We start from the raw sequence: 21,638 nt of genomic DNA, 5'->3' as shown, positions 1-21,638 counted from the left end.
GGTGGGATCAAAACGTCTTCGAAGCCCCCTGAACGGGCACCACAACTCCATGATCGACGTGGGTAGGGCGGCGCGGGGAGCTAGCGGGGGAAGTAGTGGTTCAGCTGGTCGGTTCCGAACTTGTTTTTGGGGTCCAGCTTCGTCAGCAGGGACGTGAAGTCGGCGTACCTCGGGTAGCGGCCCGACAGGTCCTCCGGGTCGGTGACGAAGACCTTGCCCCAGTGCGGGCGCGGAGCGAACGGGGCCAGTCGCGCCTCCACCTCGGCCAGCACGGGTAGCACCGCGTCGGTGTCGTCGACCCAGGTGAAGTGGACGACGAAGCTGTCCCGCTGGTGGTTGGGGCTCAGCCACAGCTCGTCGGCCGCCACCGTCCGCAGCTCGCACACGTGCAGGACCGGGGCGATCAGGTGCGCCACGTCGGCCAGGGCGGCGAGCGCGTCGGCGACGGCGGTACGTGGCAGGTGGTACTCGGACTGCAACTCGTCACCGCTGCTCGGGGTGAAGCCGAGCTTGAAGTGCGGCAGGCGCTCGTGCCACGGGCCCGGCTCGCCGAGTTGCGGGGTGCAGTTCTCCGGCGGCATGCCGAGCACCGGGTGCCGTGGCTGGTCGGCCGGGGTGGTGCCGAGCCAGTCCGCCTCCGGCGGCGGCTGGTCCGCGAGCTGCTTGCGCCACACCTCCCGCAGTCGCGGCCTACGCCAGTCGGTGAAGACACTCACGCTGTACGCCGAGTCGAGCGCCTCGTCCAGCGCGGCCGGGTCGAGGTCGAGCCGTACGTACTGGCGCAGCTCGAAGGCCGGCACCAGGTCCAGGGTGACCCGGGTGACCAGGCCGAGCGCGCCGAGCCCCACCACCATGCCGGCGAACGTGTCGTCGTCGCGGTCGACCCGCAGCAGGTCGCCGTCGGCGGTGACCAGCTCCAGGCCGGCGACGGCGCTGGCCAGGTTGCCGTGGGTGGGGCCGGAGCCGTGGGTTGCGGTGGCCACCGCGCCGGCGACCGAGATGTGCGGCAGCGAGGCCATGTTGGCCAGCGCGTACCCCTGGGTGTGCAGGTGTCCGGCGAGGTCGCCGTAGCGCATCGCGCCGCTCACGGTGACCTGGCCCCGTTCGCGGTCCACCTCGACGGTCGGCGGCAGACCGGCCAGGCTCACGAGGTCGCCGGCGGTGTCGCCGAAGCGGTTGAAGGAGTGCCCCGTGCCGAGGGCGCGGACGCGCCGACTGCCGGCGACGAGGCGACGCACCTCGTCGAGGGAGGTCGGTCGGTGGAACGCCCGCGCCGCGTACCGGACGTTGCCGGCCCAGTTGCGGCGTGGCACCTCGGAAGCTGCGGTCGACGTGGCGTTCGGTCCCGGGGTGGTCACGTGGCGGTCTCCCGATCGGTGGACTGCTGGTCGCTCAGAGCGGCGATGAGGGCGTCTAGAACCGTATCCACCTGGAACGTGTGGTAACCACGTTGGGCGCGCGGCAGACCGGCCGCGCTGGCGCGTTCGATCTCGACGCGGGCTGCCTGCCGGGCCGCCGCGTCGCCGGACAGCAGGGCGTCCTGGCCGCGCCGGATCAGCCGATCGACCCGGTCCATGGCGTAGCCGCGCAGGCCCACCGCGATGTCCGGGACGGCGAAGGCGGCGCGCCGCAGAGCGAGCAGGTCGACGAAGCGGTCTCCGGCATGCCGGGTGAGCGCTTCGGACACCTGCTCGGGTTGCTCGCGGACCTGGTCGAGAACGAGCAGCTCGATGGCCGGCCGGCCGTCGAGCGGGTGGCGGGCGGTCACCAGCTCACGCGGCATACCCTGCACAGGCACCAGCAACAGCCTCGGCGGGGTCGGGTAGCCATCCTGTCGAGGCGGCTCGTCGAGGACCACCGTGTCGACCTCGGCCCACCGGAACTCCCGGCGCAGGCCCGGCCGCCGGATGCTCAGCCCGTCCGCGTGGATCCCGAACCGGAACGGCCGCAACGCGCTGACCAGCGCCACCGTGCCGAGCGCGATGACACCCACCGCGATGATCGTCCGTAGCAGGGCGCGGTCGCTGGGATAGGCCAGCAGGATTACCCCACCGAGTACGCAGGCCAGGGCGAGCGCACGGGCCCCCCGATTCCGGCGCAATTCCACCCGTGGACCCCCGTTTCATGACCGTGGCGTCGGTCCCGACATCTTCCGCCAGACCGGGCACCGAGGACACCGGACGATCGGGCACGGTTGTTCTCGCCGTCGGCGGGGAACCCTACGCCCATGAGCAGCTACCGTGATCCGGCCGCGCGGGGCGACGTCTTCCCGTCGGAGGAGGAGCTGGACCCGACCGGCAGCGCGGTCGAGCCGGCCAGTGCGCCGCCAAACGTCCGGTTGCCGAACCACCCGGCGCCCACACCCGGTCCCCGGCCGACGCCCGCTCCCGCTCCCGCGCCGACGCCCGTACCGTCGCCGGGGCCACCGCCCCGCGAGCCCGCCGGCGAGTCGCGGTCGATCGTGACGCGCCACCTGGACGGGTCGGTCGAGATCGTCACCGACCTCAACGGTGACGGCGTGGCCGACGTCGTCCAGATCGACGTGGACGGTGACGGCGTACCGGACATCACCTATGTGGACAGCGACCGTGACGGCCGGTTGGACACGGTGCTGCGCGAGCCGGGCCGGCACGCGCAGCACCGCGCCTGACGGGTCACAGGTTCGCCAGCACCTCGCTCGCGACCAGGTCGAGGTGGTCGAGGTCGGCCAGGTCCAGCACCTGGAGGTAGATCCGCTGGCTGCCGATCTTGGCGTACCGGTCGATGGTGTTCAGGACCTCGTCGGGCGTGCCGGCGATGCCGTTGGCCCGCAGCTCGTCCGGGTCCCGGCCGATGGCGGCGGCCCGGCGGGCCACCTCGGCGTCGTCGCGTCCGCAGCAGAGCACCAGGGCGTTGGACCAGACCAGTTCCGCCGGGTCGCGGCCGATCTCGGCGCACACCGCGCGGACGCGCTCGAACTGCGCCGCCGAGTCCGTCGGCGAGGCGAACGGCAGGTTGAACTCGTCGGCGTAGCGGGCGGCCAGCCGGGGCGTCCGCTTCGGCCCCATCCCGCCGAGCAGGATCGGCGGGCGGGGCTGCTGCACCGGCTTGGGCAGGGCGGGCGAGTCGGTGACCGGGTAGTACCGGCCCGGGTGGCTGAACGTCTCGCCCGCCGGGGTGGACCAGAGGCCGGTGATGACCGCGAGCTGCTCCTCCAGTCGGTCGAACCGCTCGCCCAGGGCCGGGAACGGGATGCCGTACGCGGTGTGCTCGTCGCCGTACCAACCGGTGCCGATGCCCAGCTCCACCCGACCGCCGCTCATCTGGTCGACCTGCGCCACCGTGATCGCCAGCGGGCCGGGCAGCCGGAACGTGGCGGCGGTCATCAGCGTGCCCAGCCGGATGCTGCTGGTGTCGCGGGCCAGACCGGCCAGCGTCGTCCACGCGTCGGTGGGGCCCGGGTCGCCGCTCACCGAGCCCATCTTCAGGTAGTGGTCGGAGCGGAAGAACGCGCCGAAGCCGGCGTCCTCGGCGCGGCGGGCGACCGCGAGCAACTGGTCGTAGGTGGCACCCTGCTGGGGTTCGGTGAAGATCCGCAGTTCCATGCTCCGAGCATAGGTAGCCGTCCCCGATGCCGCTCCGGGACGGCCGCCACCGTCGTATACTTTGACAGACATATGACGGCAGGGGCATATTGAGCGGGTGTCCAGCGACGCCTTCACCGTCCTCGCCGAGCCCACCCGACGCCGGATCCTCGACGCCCTCCGCGACGCCGACCGCAGCGTGAACGAGCTGGTCGACGGGCTCGGTGTCAGCCAGCCGGCCGTCTCCAAACACCTGCGGGTGTTGCGCGAGGCCGGCTTCGTCTCCTGCCGGGTCGCCGCCCGGCGGCGGATCTACCGCCTCGACCCGGGTCCGCTGCGAGCGGTCGACGGCTGGCTCGACCCGTACCGCCAGCTGTGGAGTCGTCACCTGGACGCCCTACAACGGCACCTCGACAGTCAGGAGCAGTGACATGGACCGCGACACGTTCCGCCCGAGCCCACCCGCCGAGGCGCGCGCCGAACACGCCGACGGCGGTGCGACCCTGGTGTTCGTCCGCGACCTGCGGCACCCACCCGGCGCGGTCTGGGCGGCGCTGACCGATCCGGCACAGCTCGCGCAGTGGGCGCCGTTCCTCGCCGACCGGGACCTCGGCAGCCCCGGCGCCGCCGTGCTCACCCTCGTCGACGGCGAGACGTCGGTGCAGCAGACCGCGGCCGTACGCCGAGCCGAGCCGCCTCACCTGCTCGAGTACACCTGGGGCGACGACCTGCTGCGGTGGGAGCTGACGGCCTCGGGTAGCGGCACCCGGCTCACCCTGCGACACACCGTCGCCGAGCCGGGCGCGCTGCCGATGGTCGCCGCGGGCTGGCACCTCTGCCTCGACGTGGCCGACCGGCTGCTCGACGGAGACCCGGTCGGCCCGATCCGCGGCGCCGAGGCCAAGGACTTCGGCTGGCCCGCACTGCGCGACGCGTACGCCGAGCGGCTCGAAGCGGAGTGACCGCGTCGATCAGACGTACGGTCGGGTGGCGTACGCGGTGCGCAGCGCGGCCAGCCCGGCCGCCTTCGGCGACAGGGTGCCCCACCCGGAGTTGAAGTAGTTGGTCCGCGCGATGAGGGGACCCCGCTCGGCGTTGAGCTGGGCGATCGCCGCCGGAACGGTGGCGATCCAGGCGGCCTGGTCGGGGATCTCGGCGGACCGCACCCCGTACTCCGCGATGATCACCGGCCGGGACAGCGCCACCGGGCCGAGGTCCGCCACCGCCCAGTCCTTGGTCCGGCGGAAGCGGGCCAGCGCGGTCTGGCCGGAGGCGGTCGCGTAGGCGTTCCACTGGAGGTAGTCCAGTCGGGACATCAGCGCCTCGGTGTGGGTGCGCTGGAAGCACGCCCGGTCGAAGCCGCCCACCCCCACGGAGAAGGTCGTGCCGGTGGGCAAGGTCCGGGCCTTGAACCAGGTGACGATGTACGACACGGCCTGCACCGCCCGCGCGTCGGACTCGGCCCAGGTGTACGCCTTGCCGGCCTCGGTCGTACCGAACTCGTGGTCGGTGTCCAACTCGGACGCGAGTTGGATGTTCACCCCGAAGCCGAGCGTCCGGTACTGGGACAGGGCCCGCGCGAACAACCCGTCGCACTGGCCGTTGAGCACCTGGGTGTAGCCGTACGCCTTCGGCCAACTGGTGCCCGGACGCTGCTGGATCGTCATCGACGGCGCGGGCACGGTGTAGGTGACGCCGTCCACGGTGAAGGTCTGCGGCCCGGCGTCGCCGGCGCCGTAGTGCTTCAGCTCCAGGACCATGTTCATCTGCACGCCGGCCTTGCCCAGGTTGACCAGCCACGGCCGGTTGTAGCCGGGAAAGATGTACCCGTCGGCGAAGCTGCGGTACTGGGTCAACGAGCGGAAGTTGCCGCCGGCCATGTCGGCGGTGGGGTCGGCCCCGCCGGACAGGTAGTAGCCGCCGAGTACCGGTTGGCGCACGGTGTAGTCGACCCCGGCCGTCGCCGTGTGTCCGGCGGCGTCGCGGACCTGGACGGTGACCCGGGGCATCACGCCACCGCCCGGTACACGGCGACGGAGCCGTTGTCGGAGACCCGGGTCCAGGTACGCCCGGAGTTGTCGGAGACGGTCACGGTGAGCGGGTCGATGACCGCGGTGACCTTGACCGGCGCGCTGCTGTTGCCCTGCGCGTCGGTGACCACGATGGTGACGGTCAGCGGTTTGGTGTCGGCGTCGGAGTACGTGACGGTCAGCAGCATCTGGTCACCCGGCGAGAAGACGGATGCGTTCAGGGCTGCGGTCGCGGTGGGAGCCGCCATGACAGGGCCTCTCTGATTCGGTCGCCCGGCCCGGCGCGCGGGTGAGCGACGCCGAACAGGGCGGGATCCACGATGCGTGTGGTCGACAGGGCACGTGGGCGACGTGCCGGTGGGCGACGTCGCCGGCGGTGGACGGTGACACCGCTGCGGGCGCCTCCAGCGGTGTGGGACGGCCGAGCCGTGCGCCTCGTCGGGGCCGGCGGCGGTGCCGGGCCCGCACCGGCGGGGCCGGGCCGGCGAGGGCGGCACCGGAGCGGACGATGCTGTCCGTACCGGGCCCGCGGGTGGGGATGTGGCCCGACATCCCTCGCCCTCTCGCCTGCCTTAAGGGTCCTCTACCAGGGGCTTTACCGTCTTGTCCGGTTAGCGACATCTGTCCTCGACGGACGGATTGCTCACCTGCGCCGCCGCTGGCCACCGCGGCGCGGCGCACGCCGCGAGCGCTGACACATTCGTAAACTTGGACGGCAACTCGGCGTAAATGTGGTGGTTTCTACTGCGGATACCATGCGGTCGTCTCCGTCAGGTGCGACCGAAAAGGTGCCGAGTGCTCAGGACGGCGAGAAGAGTCAGCACGACGATGAGCATCTGGCGGCAGGGCCTGTGGCGGTACCGCCTGACCGCCGCCGGCGTTGGCCTGGCGATCCTGAGCGCGGCGACCGCCACCCAGAGCCCACCGCTGGCGCTCAGCGTCGCGGCGGCCACGGCGGGTCTCCTGGTCTCGACCCTGGAGATCCTCGCCAACCGTCGACGGACTCGACAGTTCCGCTTCCATCCCCGCGACGGCGACGACTATCGGGACATCGTCGAACAGGTCCGGTACCCGAGGCGGGTCCTCACCAGTGCCCACAGCACCGGCATCATCCCCACCGACGAGAGTTCCCGGCTGCGGGGCCAGCGCATCCGCTGCGCCGTCTCGCCGACGAGCTACGTCCTCGGCCGGGACCTGCGGCGCTGGTCGTTCGACTTCCTGGCCCGGCACGCCCGGACGGCCGCCATGTACAACGGAGCGGTGTTGGGCCTCGCCGACGACCTGCCGACCGGTGCCGACGACCCGGTCGTCACGCTGCGGCCGGCGCACTACTTCGACTTCTTCTGCAGCAACCTGCTCGCGCCGTACGACGTCTACGAGGCAGGTCGGGACACCCGACCGATGCGTGGCCGTGACCTGATCCTCGACCACCGGGACCGGCTGCGACGGTTCGCCGACAGTCGGCTGGCAAACGTGGTGGGCATCTCCACCCTGGCGTTCACCCTCGACGGACGGCTGCTGCTCGTCGCACAGACCCGGGACAACGTGGGCAGCCCCGGGCTCATCGCACCCTCCGGATCGGGTTCGTTGGAGCCCGGGGACGCGGCGGCGACGGTTACCGCGCCCAGCCTTCAGGAGGTCATCGTCGCTGGCGCGCTGCGCGAACTGCGCGAGGAGTGCCACCTCGAACCACACGAGATAGCCGAGAGCGTGGTCCTCGGCTTCGGGCGGTGGATCAGTCGGGGCGGCGTGCCGGAGTTCTGCACGGTCACCCTGCTCAAGGTCACTGCCGACGAGGTGCTGCGGCGGGCCGTCCTCTGGACGGAACGGCCGTACGTGGGTGAGGTGCTCGCCGTACCCGTTCCGACCACCGCACAGTGGGATCCCGACGACCCTCTCGCGCTGCTGCCCGCCGAGAATCGGCACAGCGCCTCGTGGCCGCTTGCCTTCGGTCTCTCCTGCCTCACCGACTGCATGACCGACGAGGCCTGGCCACAACGCGCGGCCCTGACGGCGCTCGTCGACCAGTAGGGACGTGTGTCAGAGGCTCTGGTCGAGGTGGTCGGCGGGGACCGACTGGAGCAGCCACGCCAACGGCATCTTCGCGTGCTCCTCGTACGGCCCGTTTCCACCCAGCCGGTAGAGGGTGACCGTCTGCGCCCCGTCGCGGTCCACGACCCAGTACTGCGAGATGCCGGCCGACGCGTACTCACGGACCTTGGTCACCGAGTCCATCGCCTCCGAACCCGGCGAGACGATCTCCACTACAAGCGCGATTTCGGTCACCGACGCCCAGACACTGCGGCCCGGCGGCTTGCGCCAGACGCTGAGATCGGGAATTCGGCCACCGTCACCACCCGGGCCGGAGATCCGCACACCGACGGCTTGAAGCACCTGCTCGGCGGGCCAACCAGCCATAATCAGCCAGGCAAAGAGCCGACTCGCGATCGTGGCGTGCTCCGAATCGGGCGGCGGCATGACCGACAGGACCCCCTCGGGGCTGGTCTCGTAGCGGTGGCCATTCGGATCGGCGGAGTTCATCGCCGCGACGTCGTCGAGCGTCACGACGGCGGGCATGTACATGCCTACGGCCTCGGCGCTCATGGCCCACATCCTAATGGCCAGTAGTGGGATCTGCGGCCGCTGACGTCCCGGTTTGCGCCTACCGAGCGCGCCGAATCACCGCGCAACCGGCTCGCCGAGCCGCGCGACAGGCGCGGTTACTGTCGAGCCATGCCACTGCGTTCCGACGAGATCGAGGTGTTCGAGCGCTCCCGGCCCCGCCTGGAGGCGATCGCCTATCGACTGCTGGGCTCGGCCAGCGACGCCGAGGACGCGGTCCAGGACACGTTCCTGCGCTGGCAGGCCACCGACCGGGAGCGCGTCGAGACGCCCGAGGCCTGGCTGACGAGGGTACTCACCAACCTGTGCCTCAACCAGCTCACCTCGGCGCGCGCCCGGCGCGAGACCTACGTGGGCACCTGGCTGCCCGAGCCCGTCCTCGCCGGGGACCGGATGCTCGGGCCGGTCGACACCGTCGAGCAGCGCGAATCGGTCTCGATGGCGGTGCTCACCCTCATGGAGCGGCTGTCGCCCAACGAGCGCGCGGTGTACGTGCTGCGCGAGGCCTTCGGCTACCCGCACAGCGAGATCGCCGAGATCCTCGACCTCACCGAGTCGAACTGCCAGCAGATCTACCGGCGTGCCAAGCAGCACGTCGCCGCCGGCCGGGCGCGCGGCGAGGTGGACGACGCCGCCGCCCGGCAGATCGTCAGCGAGTTCCTCACGGCGGCCAACAGCGGCCAGATCCAGCGGCTGGTGGAGTTGTTGACCGGGGACGTGACGAGCGTCGGTGACGGCGGCGGCAAGATCCCGGCCCGCACCACGCCGGTCGTCGGCGCGCTGGCGGTGGCGAAGTTCCTGCGCGGCCTCTTCCGGCCCAGCGACGTGAAACGGAACCTGGTGGGCGGCAGCAGCCCCGCCCTCTACGCCGAGGTCGTCAACGGCGGGCCCGCGGTCGTCGTCGTGACCGGCGAGCAGGTCGTCGGTGTCATGTCCCTGGAGATGACCCCCGAGGGAGTCGCGGCGATCCGCGTCCAGGTCAACCCCGACAAGCTCGAACGCGTCACCCGCCAGTGGTCCGTCACCGCACACTCGGAGCCGCTCCTGCACGTCTGGTGACCCAGGTCATAGCCGCCTCCTGTCAGCAACGGCGTCGCTGCCCGGTTCAGGTAGCGACCATCGCCGAGACAGGAGCGCCGCCATGAAGCACCGCATCGTCGTCCTCGGAGCCGGCTACGCCGGAGCGACCGCCGCCGGCCGCCTCGCCCGCCGGTTGCACCCCGACGACATCGAGATCACCGTTGTCAACGCCGAGGCCGACTTCGTCGAGCGGGTCCGCATGCACCAGCTCGCCGCCGGCCAGGACCTCACGCGCCGCGAGCTGAGCCGGGTGTACGCGGGCACCGGCGTGCGGGTCCGCGTCGCCCGGGTCACCGCCGTCGACGTCGACCGCCGCACCGTCGCGCTCACCGACGCGCACGGCAACGACGAGATCGCGTACGACACGCTCGTCTACGCCCTCGGCAGCGCCTCGGCCGACCACGGCGTTCCCGGCGTCGCCGAGCACGCGTACGACCTCGCGGGCCGACCGTCGGCGCTGCGGCTGCGGGACCGTCTCGCCCACCTCGCCGCCGGGCAGCGGGTGCTCGTGGTCGGCGGGGGTCTCACCGGCCTCGAGGCCGTCACCGAGATCGCCGAGGCCCGGCCCGACCTCGACGTCGCGATCGCCGTCCGCGGCGGTCTCGGTGACTGGCTGAACGGCAGGGCGCGACAGCACCTGCGGGGCGTCACGAACCGGCTCGGCATCTCGGTGCACGAGCACACCGACGTCGTTCGGGTCGAGCCGGCCGGCGTGGTCAACGCCGACGGTGGCACGATCCCGGCCACGGTGACCGTGTGGACGGCCGGCTTCGCCGTCCACCCCATCGCCGCCGCCACCGGTCTGACCGTCGCGGCCACCGGGCAGATCGTCGTCGACGACACCATGCGGTCCGTCTCGCACCCGGACGTGTACGCGGTCGGCGACGCCGGACTCGCCGCCGGGCCGGGCGGCAAGCCGCTACGGATGTCCTGCGCCTCGGGAACTCCGATGGCCTGGCAGGCGGCCGACGCCATCGCCGCGCGCCTGACCGGCCGGACGAAGATGCCGAATGCCCCGCTGCGCTACTTCAACCAGTGCATCAGTCTCGGCCGCCGCGACGGCATCATTCAGTACGTGACCGCCGACGACCGGGCCAAGCCGTCCCAGCTGACCGGGCGGCTGGCGGCCCGCTACAAGGAGGTCGTCTGCAAGGGCGCCGCCTGGGGGATCTCCCACCCGATCCCGTACCCGGTGCGCCGCCGCCGGGTCGTCGCGACCCGGACGCGGGCCACCGCCTCGATGTGACCCCTCAGGAGAATGTGCGGCGTGCCCACGTCCGGAAGTCGGTCGTGGGCAGGCCGAGCGCCCGGGTGATCTCGGGACGGGCGGGACTGCCATTCTCGTTGATCCGCTCGACCGAATTGACCATGGCGGGAAGCAGTCCGCGTTCGACGGCTTCCCGCGGAGTGAGCACGGGCGCGGAGATCGTCCGGCCGGTGACCTCGCTGAGGATCGCGGCCACCTCGGTCATGGTGAGCAGGTCGCCGGCGAGTTCGACGTCCAGGCCGTCGAGCCGTCCCGGGTCCGTGAACGCGATCGCCGCGGCCTCTCCGATGTCGTCGACGGCGACCCAGGGGAGCTGGGCGTCCGCCGCGAAGCCGGTGATGATCGTGCCGCTGGACCAGTCGCCGAAGAGGTACGACCAGCCGACCAGGTTCTCCATGAACGTCGAGGGCGCCAGGACGGTCCAGTGCGCGAAGCCACCGGTGCGGACCATCTCGTCGATCGCCGCCTTGCTCTCCCAGTAGTGCCGGTCCCAGCGGCCCTCGGCCCAGCCGGGCTGGCTGCGGTGGAAGTCGCCCGCGCCGGACACGCTGCTGTGTACGACGTGTGCCACGCCGGCCCGGCGGGCGGCCTCGACGACGTTCCGACCGCGAGTCAGCTCGGCGTCGCCCTGCAGGTTCGCCACGTCGGGAAACGGGATCGAGAAGAGGCCGTCCATCCCCTGGGCCGCGGCGAGCAGCGACGCGGGATCGTCCAGGTCGCCCTTGACCAGTTCGGCGCCGCGCGCGGCCAGAGCCTGTGCGCTGTCGGTGGCGACGTCGCGGACCAGGGCACGGACCACGACGCCACGGTCGAGCAGTGCTCGGGCGGTAGCCCCTCCCTGCTTGCCGGTCGCGCCGATGACGAGGACAGCCATGATGCCTCCAAATAAGTGGGGCGTCCCCCCACTTGTCGCCGGCTACGATATGGGGGACCACCCCACTTTGGCAAGGGCGGGCCATGAGAGCCGACGCACAACGCAACTACGACCTCATCGTGGAGGCGGCCGCCGAGGCGATCGCCCGCGATGGCGCGTACGCCTCGCTGGAGGAGATCGCCCGCTCCGCCGGGGTCGGCTCGGCGACCCTGCACCGGCGCTTCCCGTCCCGGTGGTCCCTGCTCCAGGCCGTCTTCCGGACCTGCGTGCAGAACCTCGCCGGTCGCGCCGAGGACCTGCTGGCCGAGCCGGACGCTCTCGCCGCCTTCACCACCTGGTTGCGGGAGGTCACCGTGTACGCCACGACGACCCGTGGGCTCGCGGTGACACTGCTGAACGCGCCACCTGAGGAGAACGAGACCTGCGGCGCGACGCTCTGCGCGGCGGGCGAGAAGCTGTTGCGTCGGGCCGTCGAGCAGGGAACCGTACGCGCGGATGTCGTCATGGCGGACGTGATGACCCTCGCCAACGCCATCTCACTCGCCGCCCAGCCGGCCGACGCCACGAAGGCGGAACGACTCCTGGCCCTCTCCCTGGCGGGAATCCAGCCCCCCGCACGGTGACCGACCTCAATCCACGATGGAGTGTTCGGGGCTGGCGAGCTTGACTCGATCGTCATGCTGGAACCCGATGCCCGCGCCCGTACCGTCGTTGGAGGACCCGTGCGCAAGCCAGCCAGGACCGCAGCCGTCCTCGTCGGGCTCGGCGTCGGCGGCGCGGTCGGTCCGGCCCTCGGGCCGGCCGCCGTCTGGTCCGGTGTCGCGGTCGCCGCGATCGGAGTCGCGCTCTCCCTGATCGGCACCGGCGAGTCCCACCTCGTCGAGGACGGCCTGGCCGACCGGGGGGAGGACGACCAGGCCGCCGCCGCTCCGCGACGGCGCAAGCGGGAGACGCCGACCCTCAGCGGCCTGGGCACCCGGGTGGAGCAGATCCTCGACCTCGCCGAGAAGCAGGCCGAGGACCACCGCGCCGTCGCGCGACTCGAGGCGGAGAGCATCGTGACCGCCGCGCGGCGGGAGGCGGAGTCGATCCTGAACCGCGCGCACGAACAGGCGGCCGGGATTACCGGTACCCGCTGGGAGCCGCCTTCCTACGGCGTCGGCTCGCCGTAGCGGCCGGAAGGTAGCCGCGCAGGTCCGCGTGCGATGTCACCGGGCCGACGATGCTCGGTGGTCGGTGCCGCACAGCGCCGTCTCGACGCTCTCGTTCACCTCGGCGAGCATCTGCTCACCGGTCGGCAGGCCGGTCACGGCGACCACGGCGCCGCGGCCGTCGCGGGTGACCAGGTTGCGGGTCTCGAACCCCTGGATGTCCCCGCCGTGACCCCAGGCTTCGACGCCGCAGGGCAACTCGTGGCTGGCGATGCCGAGCCCGTACGCGTACTCGCCGGTCGGCTCGAAGCCGGGCGCGGGCACGGTGGTCATCATCGCCTTCTGCTGCGCGGGCTTGAGCAGCCGGCCGTCGACGAGCGCCTGGAAGAAGGTCCGCAGCTCGTCCGGGGTGGAGACCAGTTGGCCGGCGGCCCAGCCCAGCGACGGGTCCATGTCGGTGACGTCCACCCACGGTGCGCCGGGGCCCACTGCGACGTAGCCGTGCGGGTGCGTACCCCGAAGAGACTGCTCCCCCACTCCCGGCCAGTAGGTGTCGCGCAGGCCGAGCGGCCTGATGATCCGGTTGGTGATCTCCTCGCCGATGGGACGCTCGGTGACCTGCTCGACGATGAGCCCGGCGAGGACGTAGTTCGTGTTGCTGTACTCCCACCTCGCGCCGGGCGCGAAGTGCGGCGCGTTCGTCAGCGCGGCATCCACCAGCCGCCTCGGCTGGTAGTACGAGTGGCTCTTGTCGATGAGGTCCTGCGCCTTGGTGAAGAGCACGTCGTCGTAGTCCGCCAGGCCGCTCGTCTGCTGCAACAGCTGACGTACGGTGATCGCGTTGCCGTCGTTGCCGTGACCTCGCACGACTCCGGGCAGGTAGTGCTCGACCGTGGCATCCAGGTCGATGCGTCCCTCCCCCACCAACTGCAGGACGACCACCGCGGTGAAGGTCTTGGTGTTGCTGCCGATGCGGACCTGGCCGTCCCGGTGAACCGGGCGACGCGTCTGGAGGTCGCCGACCCCGGCGGTGTAGTCGCGGACCCGGCCGTCGGCCCCCCGTACGGAGGCGAGGACGCCGGGGAAGCCACTCTCGCTGACCAGGCCGTCCAGTTGCCGCTGCACGGCATCGGGTGGCCCGGCCGGGCGACCACTGTCGGTGGCGGCGAACGCGGCGGACCCGGTCAGGATGGTGGCGGCGGCCAGTGTCGCGGCGACCGCCCGCAGGGCTGGGCGGCGCGTGGACGTAACGGCGTGCGGCGGCATGACTGCTCCCTGGAGTCTCGGAAACGCTTGACGCCATCAAGGGTTCAAGAATTCCGATCCGGGGACGATCCCCGCAGCTGCCCTCCTGCTGGTACAGCCTGCGCTACCCGGCCGGCCGGGTCTGCTCGACCAACCACAGCGGCGGTGGTGAGCGGTATACCTCAGTGGAATGTTCATACCTCTGAGGCATACCGCACTTCAGCACACCTAGAACCACCCGCTTCAGGGGCGGGACGAGCACCTCCATGTCGTGCCGTCGTGGTGCGAGACGCAGACCACCAGGATCTTCCCGATGAAGGTCACCCTCGACGGTCGGCGCGGCGGAGCATCTCCTCCATCTCGGGGTCGGCCATGATCTCCCGGACCTCCTGGGCGCAGCGGCAGCCGGCGGCGAACTTGGCAGCCCATCCGAGCGCCTCCTCGCGGGTGGTCACGTCGACGACCACGAACCCGCCGATGACCTCCTTGGTCTCCGGGTAGAGGCCGTCGGTGACCGACCCGTCCGTGGCCACGATGTTGGCCCGCTGCCGTTGAAGGCCGCCGCCGAACACCCAGACGCCCGCGTCGACGGCCTCCTGGAGCACGGCGTGCGCCGCCTTGCCCACCTCGGGCAACTCCTCGGCGGGGATGTGGTCCATCGCGCCGTCGTTGAACGAGATCAGGTACCGCGCCATCTCAGAACTCCTCGTCTCCCGGGCGGCCTTCGCCGACCGCCTCCACCCGTACCACGAACGAGCAGCCCTCGATTCGACGCCAGGCCGGAAAAAGTCCCGCCGCCCGCCGATCTGCTCTTCGTGGCGTGGTGTTCGTGGTGTGGTGTGGTGTGACAGCAACTTCGGGGATGTTGCTGTCTCCGGCGCGGCTGAGGCAGCAACATCGGGGATGTTGTGCAGATCTTGGCGTCGATCCGACCCCGTCAGCCGGTCTCCCGCACGAGGCGGTACAGGTCCTGGCGCACCGCCAGCCACTCCTCGCCGAGCGCGTGCCGCGCGGCGCCCAGCGCGTCGACGCCGGCCATTCCCGCACCCAGCGCCGCGTGCAGGGCATGCACGGCATCGGCGCCGGCCCGGACATCACCGCCCTGCGCCGTGAGGCGGACGATCCTCCACCGGGTCTCCTCGTCCACGGTCAGCCCCCGCTCGACGGCCTCGACCGCCTGCCTCGCCAGCTCGTCGTCGCTGAACCGGAGCCGCATGATCACCGCCCGTACGGCGTGCGCCACCGCCGCCCGCCGTACCTCATCCGGCGCGGACCGCAGCCGAGCGTCCAGGTCGGGCTCGTAGTGACCGAAGTTCGACGGCGGCCTCGGGTCGGCCGGGATGTGCGGCAGCCGCACCGTCACCCACGGCCCGGCCTGCGGGTCGACCCCCTCGTCGCTCATCCACTCGGCCGGCAGCCGCACCCCGGTCCGCCGTTCGACGAACGCCATCGCCGCCGACCGCACGTACCCGGTTCCGCGCGCGGCGCGTACGTCGTCCAGGTCGTCGGCGAACGCGGACGGGTCGTCGCCGTGCCGCCGCTCCGGGTCGTTCAGGTCCATCCAGGCGAGCACCCGGCCGTACACCGCGTACGTGAGGCCGCCGTTGCCGTTCACAGTCCACTCGACGGTGTGCACCCGCGTGCCGTCGCTGAGCCAGCGCAGCACCTCGGGCCGGCTCAACGCGCAGCCATTGTCCTGGAACACCAGCACGTCCGGGCCGATCTGGGCCAGGTCGGCAAGCTCGCCCGACTGGTCGTCACCCGGCTCGACACGCCTGGCCCGCAGCCGCTTGATGATCCCGTCGACGGTGGCCTCGGTACTCGCCGGCTGCACCACAGCCCAGCTCAATCCCTCGGCGAGCCAGTCCCGCTCGGTGAGGAAGTCGTCGTAGTACCGCACCGCGTCCGAGACCATCGGAACACGGTACGACGTTCATCGACGCCTAGGACTGCCTGATCCACTCGGGTTCCTGGAAGTCGGTCCGAAAACGGCGTCCTGATACCCCGATTTCCCGGAGGCCGAGTCGATCAATCGTCCGCCGCGGCGACGGGGCGTGGTGTGTGTCGATCCGGTTGTATCGTCTCGCTGATGGGGCGGCTCATGGACCGGCGCCGCGATCTTGCCGGATGGTTGGTGACGCCACTGTTCACCCTCGTGGCGGCACCGGTGCTGGCTGGCATCGTCGGAGTGTTGGGAAACATCGGAGACAGCAACGGCCCGCCGACGCTGTGCAAAGAGGCAATCGCCGACAACAGTTGCGAGGAAACCAGCCTCAGAGTGATCGGCGTGCATGTGGCGATCGCGGGCACCATGTGGCTGCTGCTATGGATCATCCCGTGGTGGCGAGGTCTTCGCACCGTGCGCGTGCTGCTCGCCGTCGCCGCGACCGTCGTCCTCGTACTCCTGCCGGTACGGATGTTCGACTGGTCCATCCGGTACTTCTGATGTCCACAGTGATGCGAGGCCCTCGCCGTCGCCGGCGCACGCCCCCGGGGGACGGCGGGCGACGGCGTTGTCTTCTAAAATCTCGTGGGCATCACTGAACGCAGATCCGGGGGGCTGAGGTGACATCGACGAACCCCAACGGGATCGACAAAGTGCTCACCGACACGCTGCGTGCGCTGTCCGCACAGCAGTCCGGCGGGGCGGACGGGGCGGACGTGCCCCAGCCTGAGGGTCACGGCGAGGCGGCGGACGGGATGGTGCGGGCCACCGCTGCGCCGCCGGGCCGGCTGACCGCACTGGAGGTCGACCCAGGCCTCCGGCGGCTCGACCTCACGACCCTGACCGAGCACATCCTCACCGCCGTCAACGACGCCATGGCAGACCTGCAGCAGGCGACGACGTCCACCACGGAACAGGTTGACCTGAGTGACCTCGGGCGGCAGTTGACCGAGATTCAGCGGGATGCCGCCCGGCAGTTCACCACGTTCCTCGACGGGCTCGCCGACGCGCAGGACCGGCTGGGCCGCCGAGGCGGGTGACGGCGCCGTGCAGATCGACCCGGAGGGCATCTCGGCTGCCGGCACCACCATGCGGTCGTTGGCGGACGGTTTCGCCGACAAGCTGACCGCCTTCCAGGCCCGACTGGCATCGATCGGTCCCGCGTTCGGCGACGACGAGACCGGGTCACTGCTCGGCGTGGCATACGACGAAGCGGCGGCGTACGTCTTCGAGTCACTGCTCGAGGCGCTCGATGAGGTCGGTTTCGCTGGCGACGACCTGACCGGGATGGCTCGTGCCCACGAAGCCAACGAGGCCGACACCGGCGACCTGTTTCGCGTGCTGCTCAAACGAATGGAAGGCTGACGGGTGGGTCTGCAGATTCCGGGTGAGCTGCGCAGCCTGCTCGACATCCTGGGCTACACCTGGCCAGCTTCTGACGAGCAGAAGCTCTTTGAGCTCGGCCAGGCCTGGTGCGAATTCAGCAGTGACGTGGCCGAGTTCATTCAGCAGGCGGAGACGGCCGCCAAAGCCGCGCTGAGCGGCAACGAGGGTGCCGATATCGAGGCATTCCGTGCCTGGTGGGGCCAACAGGAGAGCCCTGTCGACAGCCTTCAGAGCAACGGAACCGGCGCGTTGGTCGGCGGTGCCGGGCTCATGATCGCTGCCGCGATCGTACTGGCCCTGAAGATCGCGGTCATTGTGCAACTGGTCCTGCTGGCGATCCAGATCGCGCAAGCAATCGCCACCGCTGGCCCGACGTTCGGCGCCTCGCTGCTGGAGATTCCGGTGTTCCAGACGCTGACCCGCACCATCGTCGGCAACCTGATGCAGGAAGCCCTCTGGCGGTTGGCCGATGGTTAGGAACCGCACCGGCAAGATCGCCGCCAAGTTCGCCCGGGAATGGGTCAGAGACCTCAAGAAGGTCAAGCGGCGACGCCGCGGAAATCCGGACGCACGGCCGACCAGAAACGCTTCTCCCGCGCGGCAGGCCTCGTACCGTGCCCGTCAGGAGGCCGACCGCCAGCAGCGCAACGGACGGGTCAATGGCACCGCCGAGGCCGTGACCACGGCTGATGGGCGGCACACCGCCGTCTCGGTGAGCGACGGCCCCGACCGGATCTATCCGCACAACCGCGAGGTGGCCGGTGCGCTCGACCGGGTGCCGCAGAACCTTCGCGCGCCGTGGCACGGCAACTGCGCGTTACCGCAGTCGTTGTCAAAGCTGCTGGACCGGGGCATCGACCCGCGCGGTGGCGCGATTGGGGCCGCACGGATTCGCGCTCCGGGTAACCCCGGACACGGCGCGCACAACCCGTGCTGCAACAGTTGTAAGTCGTTGCGCAACGAGTTCGACCTGAGAGAGGTGCTGTGATGCGGGGAGATGACCGCGCACTGCCGGACCGTGCGGCGCAAGCCCTCAGGATGGCGGGTTGGTCACCACGCCGCCGGATGGACGTCGGCGAGTGGGAGTCGGCGCTCGCCCCGGAGGGCTTTGCCATGCACGCTCCCGCGCGAGCTTTCCTCACCGAGTTCGGTGGACTGGTCGTGCCGGTGAGCGGTCCCGGTCGGGACTCGGCCCGCATCGGTCTACGGCTCGACCCACTGTTGTGCCTCGGTCAGAAGGTCTGGTTCGACAGCCTCTCCGGATCCACGGCCGGTCTGCTCTACCCGCTCGGCGAGGAACACGACGGGCACGCCAGCCTGGCCATGGACGAGGAGGGCACGATCTATCTGCTCTTCAACGACCAGATCAAGAGGATCGGCCCCGGCCTGACCGGCCTGGGCCGACTGCTCGAGGGCGAAGAGGCCCCGGCCGGGCGTTAACGGGCCGCAGTCAGCGAGGCTGCTTGGCGCTGCTGATGAACGCCGACCAGGCGGCCGGCGCGAAACTCAACACCCCGGCATTCGGAGCCGTGGAATCGCGAACGTCGACCCCGGCAACAGCCGACGTGGCCCGCTTGGCCGCCGCCATCGGACTGACCCGGCGCTGGCGCGCTGTTCGGGTCGGTGTACGGAACATCGACGACCGTAGACTGCCCGCCGTGGGATATTCCGTGTGGCCTTCCGGCCGTCTGCACCTACCGGAGTCGGACGACGCCGCCGCAACGGCCGCCGCCAAGGCAGCCATGGCCGAACAGAGTCGTTGGTACGAGCCCGACATGACTGACGTGAGTGACCGGATCGTCGACATAGCGAGCGAGGCCAGGGCCTCGATCACCCGCGACGGGGACTGGATCGAGTTCGATCACGACGACGCGGGCGACCCCAAGTGGTCGCACCAGGCCATCGCCTTCTACGTCGCGATCGCGCCGTTCGTTCGCTCCGGCGTCGTCCACTTCGACGGTGAGGACGGTGCCCACTGGTCCTACACCTACGCCGACGGACGGATGACCCAGCAGGGTTGGCTCGGCTGGGACGGATCGGTCGAGCCGTTCGGCGAGTACGTGGATCCCCCGTCCCTGGAGTAGGGAGGGGCAGAGCCTTGAGGTCTTGCTGCCCTAGCCTGGCCGCTCGCAGAAACCACCGCCTGCCGCAAGCATGGATCCGAGGCGTTCGCTGCCAAGCCAGCGGCGCACGGAAGATCGAATAAGCTGCCCGCGTGACGCGACACGTCCGTGACGCACCGTCCAACCTGAGTGTCCGGGCTCGCCGCTTCGTGGCGGTCCATGGAGTTTGGCTCGACGTGCCCTCTGTCAGTGACTGGCGCGAGCAGTGGGAGGCCAACGGCATTCCGTCGGAAGTCGTCGACCGGGCGGAGAGCTATCAGGCTCGCTGGGGCGGACTCGCCCTACCTCCGTCGTTCAGCTACGACGGAGGGCCGCGAATGCTGCGTGCCGACACACCGGAGTGGGAGAACGACCTCCCCGAACCGGACTGGTGGTTCGAGGCAGGACCGCAACGAACGGCGTTGCCGTACTCCTTCCTGATCGGACCTGACGGAAGCTTCGGCATCGCCATGGACAGTTGGGTGCCTCTGCACGTCCGCATCGAAGGCTGGGTCGAGTCACTGGCACTCGCCCAGTCGGCAGAGCAGATCGCAGAGACGGTTACCAGGCTTTCTGGCGACGCGGTTGCCGACCTTGACCTCTCCGATATGCGACCCGTGCCAGAGACGGCCGGCATTGTCGACACCTGGTGGCATGGGGCAGGCTCTCTGATCGCGATCTACAACGGCGAAGCGGAGCTGTTCGGACGTCCCGACTATCGGGTTGCGCGCGTCTACTCCGGCAACATCGACATGGAGTGGCTGTAGGAGGCATGGATCCGAGGCGTCTGAGGAGGCTGTCGCCCGTGGCAGAGCGGGATGAGCTCGATGTGGCCCGACGTCGCTTGCCCGTGGGTGAACACGTCACGGGCCAGGTCGTCCGTGTACCGAGGCCCGGAGCGATCGGGCTGCTCGTGGACCTGGGCCAGGAGCTGGAGGGCTTCGTTGACGTCCTCGTCCTGCCTCATGACCCGGCCGAGTGGCCTTCGGTCGGCGCAGTGATGACGTTCGAGGTTCTCCAGCACCGGCCAGGCCAGGTGCGTCTCTTCCCACTCGACGCGTCGTTCCGCTCCCGGACCTACCTCCCCGCCAGCACGAGCAACGAGGAGTGGCTGGTCCTCAAGATGCGCTTCCCGATCGGCTCTGCGGTCACCGCCACCGTCACCCACGTCTTCACCTCGAACAGGGAGTATGTGGTGCGGTTCGAAGACTGCTCATCAGCCCTGGAATGGACCGGCGAGGCCCCGATGGTTGGCGCCACCGGCAGGTACACGATCACGCGCCACCTGGATCACACCCGACGCGTCGTACTCACGCCGGCCGATCCAATCCAGGATTGATCTGGACCGGCATCCTTGCCAACCGCCCGCTCATCATCGGCTCGACGCGATCGGCTCAGGGCCCGTCCGCGACCGCACTGCATTGCACTGCACCGGTGGAGATCTGGAACGGACGCTCGATGTGAGCCTTGCTCGGCGTTGCTAGCGTCGTGGCTAGGTCTGAGGGCGAACAGGCAGGACGGACGCCATGGCCAGCAGCGGAAGTACAGCTAGCTCGGCGAATCGGCGGGCTCGCGCGCCGATGTTCGTGATCGGCAGCGTCGTGGCGTTGGTCGCCCTCATCGCGCTGGGGTACCGGCTGAGTACCGACCCGCGGGTCGGGCACGAAGCGGGCGTCATCCGCGTGGTGCTGGCTCCGGGAGCCTTTCTGGTGCTGTCCTGGCTCGTCCGCCTAATTCAGTGGTGGGGTGCCGCTCGTGCTCCCGCGAGGCGGGTCCTGGTGACCGCGCATCTGGCGCAGGGAGGGCAGCCGGGAAGCGCGGGGCGGGTCACCGCTGCGGCGCACGCCGTAAACGCCGCCGGCGGGTCCGACACCAGCCCCAAGGGATACTCCGTGTGGCTGACGGTGGGCGGCCGGGGCAGGGGCGTCGTCCTACACCAACGTGTCGTCTGGGAACCGTGGTTGCGCGAGCTGACCAGGTCGCGTCCGGCTACGATCCGGCACGGGCCCGGCGTCAGCGTGGTCGACGTGGCCGGGTACGGGCGGCTCTGGCCCGCGAGTTTCACGCTGCTCCGTCGTCCCTACGGGGTCAGCCTCATTCCGTTCCGCAAGGCCCATGAGTTGCCGAAGAGCGGGAGCCTCTCGTACGGCCGTCTGGCCTACCTTTTTCTCGTGTTCCTCGCGCTCGGCCTGGCCGACCTCGTCGGCCACGGTATGTGGGCGCTGCTCGGGTGGTGGGCGGCGTACCTCGTCGCCTCGATGGCCGCCATCGGAGCCTGGTTCGGCCTCGTTCCGCCCGGCGTGCGTTGGGAAGCAGCCCCTCGGGGCCACGTCGCGACGACCTCCTGACCACGGACGCGATCGAGCGAACAGG

General features: G+C 70.5%; 29 protein-coding genes. 18 read left to right on the top strand and 11 right to left on the bottom strand.

The window, feature by feature from the left end; genetic code table 11:
- Positions 1–80 precede the first annotated feature (80 nt).
- Complete coding sequence (locus AB0J36_RS07230) at positions 81–1,358, bottom strand: FAD-binding protein (protein ID WP_357132381.1); 1,278 nt, start codon at positions 1,356–1,358, stop codon at positions 81–83.
- Complete coding sequence (locus AB0J36_RS07225) at positions 1,355–2,107, bottom strand: hypothetical protein (RefSeq protein WP_357132377.1); 753 nt, start codon at positions 2,105–2,107, stop codon at positions 1,355–1,357. The genes AB0J36_RS07230 and AB0J36_RS07225 overlap by 4 nt, the downstream gene beginning before the upstream one ends.
- Positions 2,108–2,227: 120 nt before the next feature.
- Here AB0J36_RS07225 and AB0J36_RS07220 point away from each other — a divergent pair, with 120 nt between their 5' ends.
- Complete coding sequence (locus AB0J36_RS07220) at positions 2,228–2,650, top strand: hypothetical protein (protein ID WP_357132374.1); 423 nt, start codon at positions 2,228–2,230, stop codon at positions 2,648–2,650.
- A gap of 4 nt (positions 2,651–2,654) precedes the next feature.
- Here the strand turns inward: AB0J36_RS07220 and AB0J36_RS07215 are convergent, their stop codons facing one another.
- Positions 2,655–3,584 (bottom strand): LLM class F420-dependent oxidoreductase, encoded by a 930-nt coding sequence (locus tag AB0J36_RS07215; RefSeq protein ID WP_363660260.1) that lies wholly within the window; start codon positions 3,582–3,584, stop codon positions 2,655–2,657.
- Between the two features lie 97 nt (positions 3,585–3,681).
- On the opposite strand from AB0J36_RS07215, the gene AB0J36_RS07210 reads away from it, so the two are divergent.
- Both AB0J36_RS07210 and AB0J36_RS07205 read left to right on the top strand, forming a co-directional pair.
- On the top strand, positions 3,682–3,993 hold the full coding sequence (locus tag AB0J36_RS07210; RefSeq protein ID WP_357132369.1) for a metalloregulator ArsR/SmtB family transcription factor: 312 nt from the start codon (positions 3,682–3,684) through the stop codon (positions 3,991–3,993).
- A gap of 1 nt (position 3,994) precedes the next feature.
- The gene (locus AB0J36_RS07205; protein ID WP_357132366.1) at positions 3,995–4,525 is read left to right on the top strand and encodes an SRPBCC family protein; all 531 of its coding nucleotides are present in this window, start codon (positions 3,995–3,997) and stop codon (positions 4,523–4,525) included.
- A gap of 9 nt (positions 4,526–4,534) precedes the next feature.
- On the opposite strand, the gene AB0J36_RS07200 is transcribed toward AB0J36_RS07205, so the two are convergent.
- Entirely contained in the window at positions 4,535–5,572 is a 1,038-nt protein-coding gene (locus AB0J36_RS07200) for a hypothetical protein (protein WP_357132362.1), read from the bottom strand.
- Positions 5,572–5,841 (bottom strand): hypothetical protein, encoded by a 270-nt coding sequence (locus tag AB0J36_RS07195; RefSeq protein WP_355051350.1) that lies wholly within the window; start codon positions 5,839–5,841, stop codon positions 5,572–5,574. Before AB0J36_RS07195 ends, AB0J36_RS07200 begins: the two co-directional genes overlap by 1 nt.
- A gap of 580 nt (positions 5,842–6,421) precedes the next feature.
- Here AB0J36_RS07195 and AB0J36_RS07190 point away from each other — a divergent pair.
- Positions 6,422–7,624 carry a hypothetical protein gene (locus AB0J36_RS07190; protein ID WP_357132359.1) on the top strand — a complete coding sequence of 401 codons (1,203 nt, stop codon included), beginning with the start codon at positions 6,422–6,424 and terminating at the stop codon, positions 7,622–7,624.
- A gap of 9 nt (positions 7,625–7,633) precedes the next feature.
- Here the strand turns inward: AB0J36_RS07190 and AB0J36_RS07185 are convergent, their stop codons facing one another.
- The gene (locus AB0J36_RS07185) at positions 7,634–8,197 is read right to left on the bottom strand and encodes a Uma2 family endonuclease (RefSeq protein WP_357393282.1); all 564 of its coding nucleotides are present in this window, start codon (positions 8,195–8,197) and stop codon (positions 7,634–7,636) included.
- Positions 8,198–8,326: 129 nt separating this feature from the next.
- On the opposite strand from AB0J36_RS07185, the gene AB0J36_RS07180 reads away from it, so the two are divergent.
- A complete protein-coding gene (locus tag AB0J36_RS07180) occupies positions 8,327–9,274 on the top strand; it encodes an RNA polymerase sigma-70 factor (RefSeq protein WP_357132353.1) in 948 nt (315 codons plus the stop codon).
- An 82-nt stretch (positions 9,275–9,356) separates the two neighbouring features.
- Positions 9,357–10,541: an FAD-dependent oxidoreductase gene (locus AB0J36_RS07175; protein WP_363660259.1), complete on the top strand. Its 1,185-nt coding sequence runs from the start codon at positions 9,357–9,359 to the stop codon at positions 10,539–10,541.
- Between the two features lie 4 nt (positions 10,542–10,545).
- Here AB0J36_RS07175 and AB0J36_RS07170 read toward each other — a convergent pair whose 3' ends face one another.
- Positions 10,546–11,436, bottom strand: coding sequence for an NmrA/HSCARG family protein (locus AB0J36_RS07170; protein WP_357173575.1), 891 nt, complete (start codon positions 11,434–11,436; stop codon positions 10,546–10,548).
- Between the two features lie 83 nt (positions 11,437–11,519).
- On the opposite strand from AB0J36_RS07170, the gene AB0J36_RS07165 reads away from it, so the two are divergent.
- On the top strand, positions 11,520–12,059 hold the full coding sequence (locus tag AB0J36_RS07165; protein WP_363660258.1) for a TetR family transcriptional regulator: 540 nt from the start codon (positions 11,520–11,522) through the stop codon (positions 12,057–12,059).
- A gap of 99 nt (positions 12,060–12,158) precedes the next feature.
- Positions 12,159–12,608, top strand: coding sequence for a hypothetical protein (locus AB0J36_RS07160; protein ID WP_357173569.1), 450 nt, complete (start codon positions 12,159–12,161; stop codon positions 12,606–12,608).
- Between the two features lie 36 nt (positions 12,609–12,644).
- Here the strand turns inward: AB0J36_RS07160 and AB0J36_RS07155 are convergent, their stop codons facing one another.
- The 3 genes from AB0J36_RS07155 to AB0J36_RS07145 all read right to left on the bottom strand — a co-directional run bounded on the left by AB0J36_RS07155 (position 12,645) and on the right by AB0J36_RS07145 (position 15,747).
- Positions 12,645–13,853, bottom strand: coding sequence for a serine hydrolase domain-containing protein (locus tag AB0J36_RS07155; RefSeq protein ID WP_357393275.1), 1,209 nt, complete (start codon positions 13,851–13,853; stop codon positions 12,645–12,647).
- A gap of 299 nt (positions 13,854–14,152) precedes the next feature.
- On the bottom strand, positions 14,153–14,527 hold the full coding sequence (locus tag AB0J36_RS07150; protein WP_357132338.1) for a YciI family protein: 375 nt from the start codon (positions 14,525–14,527) through the stop codon (positions 14,153–14,155).
- 242 nt (positions 14,528–14,769) lie between these two features.
- Positions 14,770–15,747, bottom strand: coding sequence for a DUF6461 domain-containing protein (locus tag AB0J36_RS07145; RefSeq protein ID WP_363660257.1), 978 nt, complete (start codon positions 15,745–15,747; stop codon positions 14,770–14,772).
- A gap of 174 nt (positions 15,748–15,921) precedes the next feature.
- On the opposite strand from AB0J36_RS07145, the gene AB0J36_RS07140 reads away from it, so the two are divergent.
- From AB0J36_RS07140 to AB0J36_RS07115, 6 genes are all read left to right on the top strand, one after another.
- Positions 15,922–16,278 carry a hypothetical protein gene (locus tag AB0J36_RS07140; protein ID WP_357173561.1) on the top strand — a complete coding sequence of 119 codons (357 nt, stop codon included), beginning with the start codon at positions 15,922–15,924 and terminating at the stop codon, positions 16,276–16,278.
- A 119-nt stretch (positions 16,279–16,397) separates the two neighbouring features.
- Positions 16,398–16,817, top strand: a complete 420-nt coding sequence (locus AB0J36_RS07135; RefSeq protein WP_357132329.1) for a YbaB/EbfC family nucleoid-associated protein — start codon at positions 16,398–16,400, stop codon at positions 16,815–16,817.
- 7 nt (positions 16,818–16,824) lie between these two features.
- Positions 16,825–17,142, top strand: a complete 318-nt coding sequence (locus AB0J36_RS07130) for a hypothetical protein (protein ID WP_357132326.1) — start codon at positions 16,825–16,827, stop codon at positions 17,140–17,142.
- Positions 17,143–17,145: 3 nt separating this feature from the next.
- On the top strand, positions 17,146–17,640 hold the full coding sequence (locus AB0J36_RS07125) for a hypothetical protein (RefSeq protein WP_355619480.1): 495 nt from the start codon (positions 17,146–17,148) through the stop codon (positions 17,638–17,640).
- The gene (locus AB0J36_RS07120) at positions 17,633–18,151 is read left to right on the top strand and encodes a hypothetical protein (protein WP_357173549.1); all 519 of its coding nucleotides are present in this window, start codon (positions 17,633–17,635) and stop codon (positions 18,149–18,151) included. The genes AB0J36_RS07125 and AB0J36_RS07120 overlap by 8 nt, the downstream gene beginning before the upstream one ends.
- The gene (locus tag AB0J36_RS07115) at positions 18,151–18,603 is read left to right on the top strand and encodes an SUKH-3 domain-containing protein (protein ID WP_357132320.1); all 453 of its coding nucleotides are present in this window, start codon (positions 18,151–18,153) and stop codon (positions 18,601–18,603) included. Before AB0J36_RS07120 ends, AB0J36_RS07115 begins: the two co-directional genes overlap by 1 nt.
- A gap of 10 nt (positions 18,604–18,613) precedes the next feature.
- Here AB0J36_RS07115 and AB0J36_RS07110 read toward each other — a convergent pair whose 3' ends face one another.
- Positions 18,614–18,751: a DUF397 domain-containing protein gene (locus tag AB0J36_RS07110; protein ID WP_363660256.1), complete on the bottom strand. Its 138-nt coding sequence runs from the start codon at positions 18,749–18,751 to the stop codon at positions 18,614–18,616.
- Between the two features lie 70 nt (positions 18,752–18,821).
- On the opposite strand from AB0J36_RS07110, the gene AB0J36_RS07105 reads away from it, so the two are divergent.
- The 4 genes from AB0J36_RS07105 (at position 18,822) to AB0J36_RS07090 (ending at position 21,613) form a co-directional block, all read left to right on the top strand.
- Positions 18,822–19,247, top strand: a complete 426-nt coding sequence (locus AB0J36_RS07105) for a hypothetical protein (RefSeq protein ID WP_357132314.1) — start codon at positions 18,822–18,824, stop codon at positions 19,245–19,247.
- Between the two features lie 131 nt (positions 19,248–19,378).
- A complete protein-coding gene (locus tag AB0J36_RS07100; RefSeq protein WP_357132311.1) occupies positions 19,379–20,032 on the top strand; it encodes a hypothetical protein in 654 nt (217 codons plus the stop codon).
- A gap of 5 nt (positions 20,033–20,037) precedes the next feature.
- Positions 20,038–20,604, top strand: coding sequence for a hypothetical protein (locus AB0J36_RS07095; protein ID WP_357132308.1), 567 nt, complete (start codon positions 20,038–20,040; stop codon positions 20,602–20,604).
- A gap of 187 nt (positions 20,605–20,791) precedes the next feature.
- Positions 20,792–21,613: a hypothetical protein gene (locus tag AB0J36_RS07090; protein ID WP_363660255.1), complete on the top strand. Its 822-nt coding sequence runs from the start codon at positions 20,792–20,794 to the stop codon at positions 21,611–21,613.
- Positions 21,614–21,638 lie beyond the last annotated feature (25 nt).

Source organism: Micromonospora sp. NPDC049662, assembly GCF_040675055.1.
Classification (GTDB): Bacteria; Actinomycetota; Actinomycetes; order Mycobacteriales; family Micromonosporaceae; genus Micromonospora.
The sequence above is the reverse complement of the archived record's forward strand: the minus strand, read 5'-3'. Positions and strand labels throughout refer to the sequence as shown.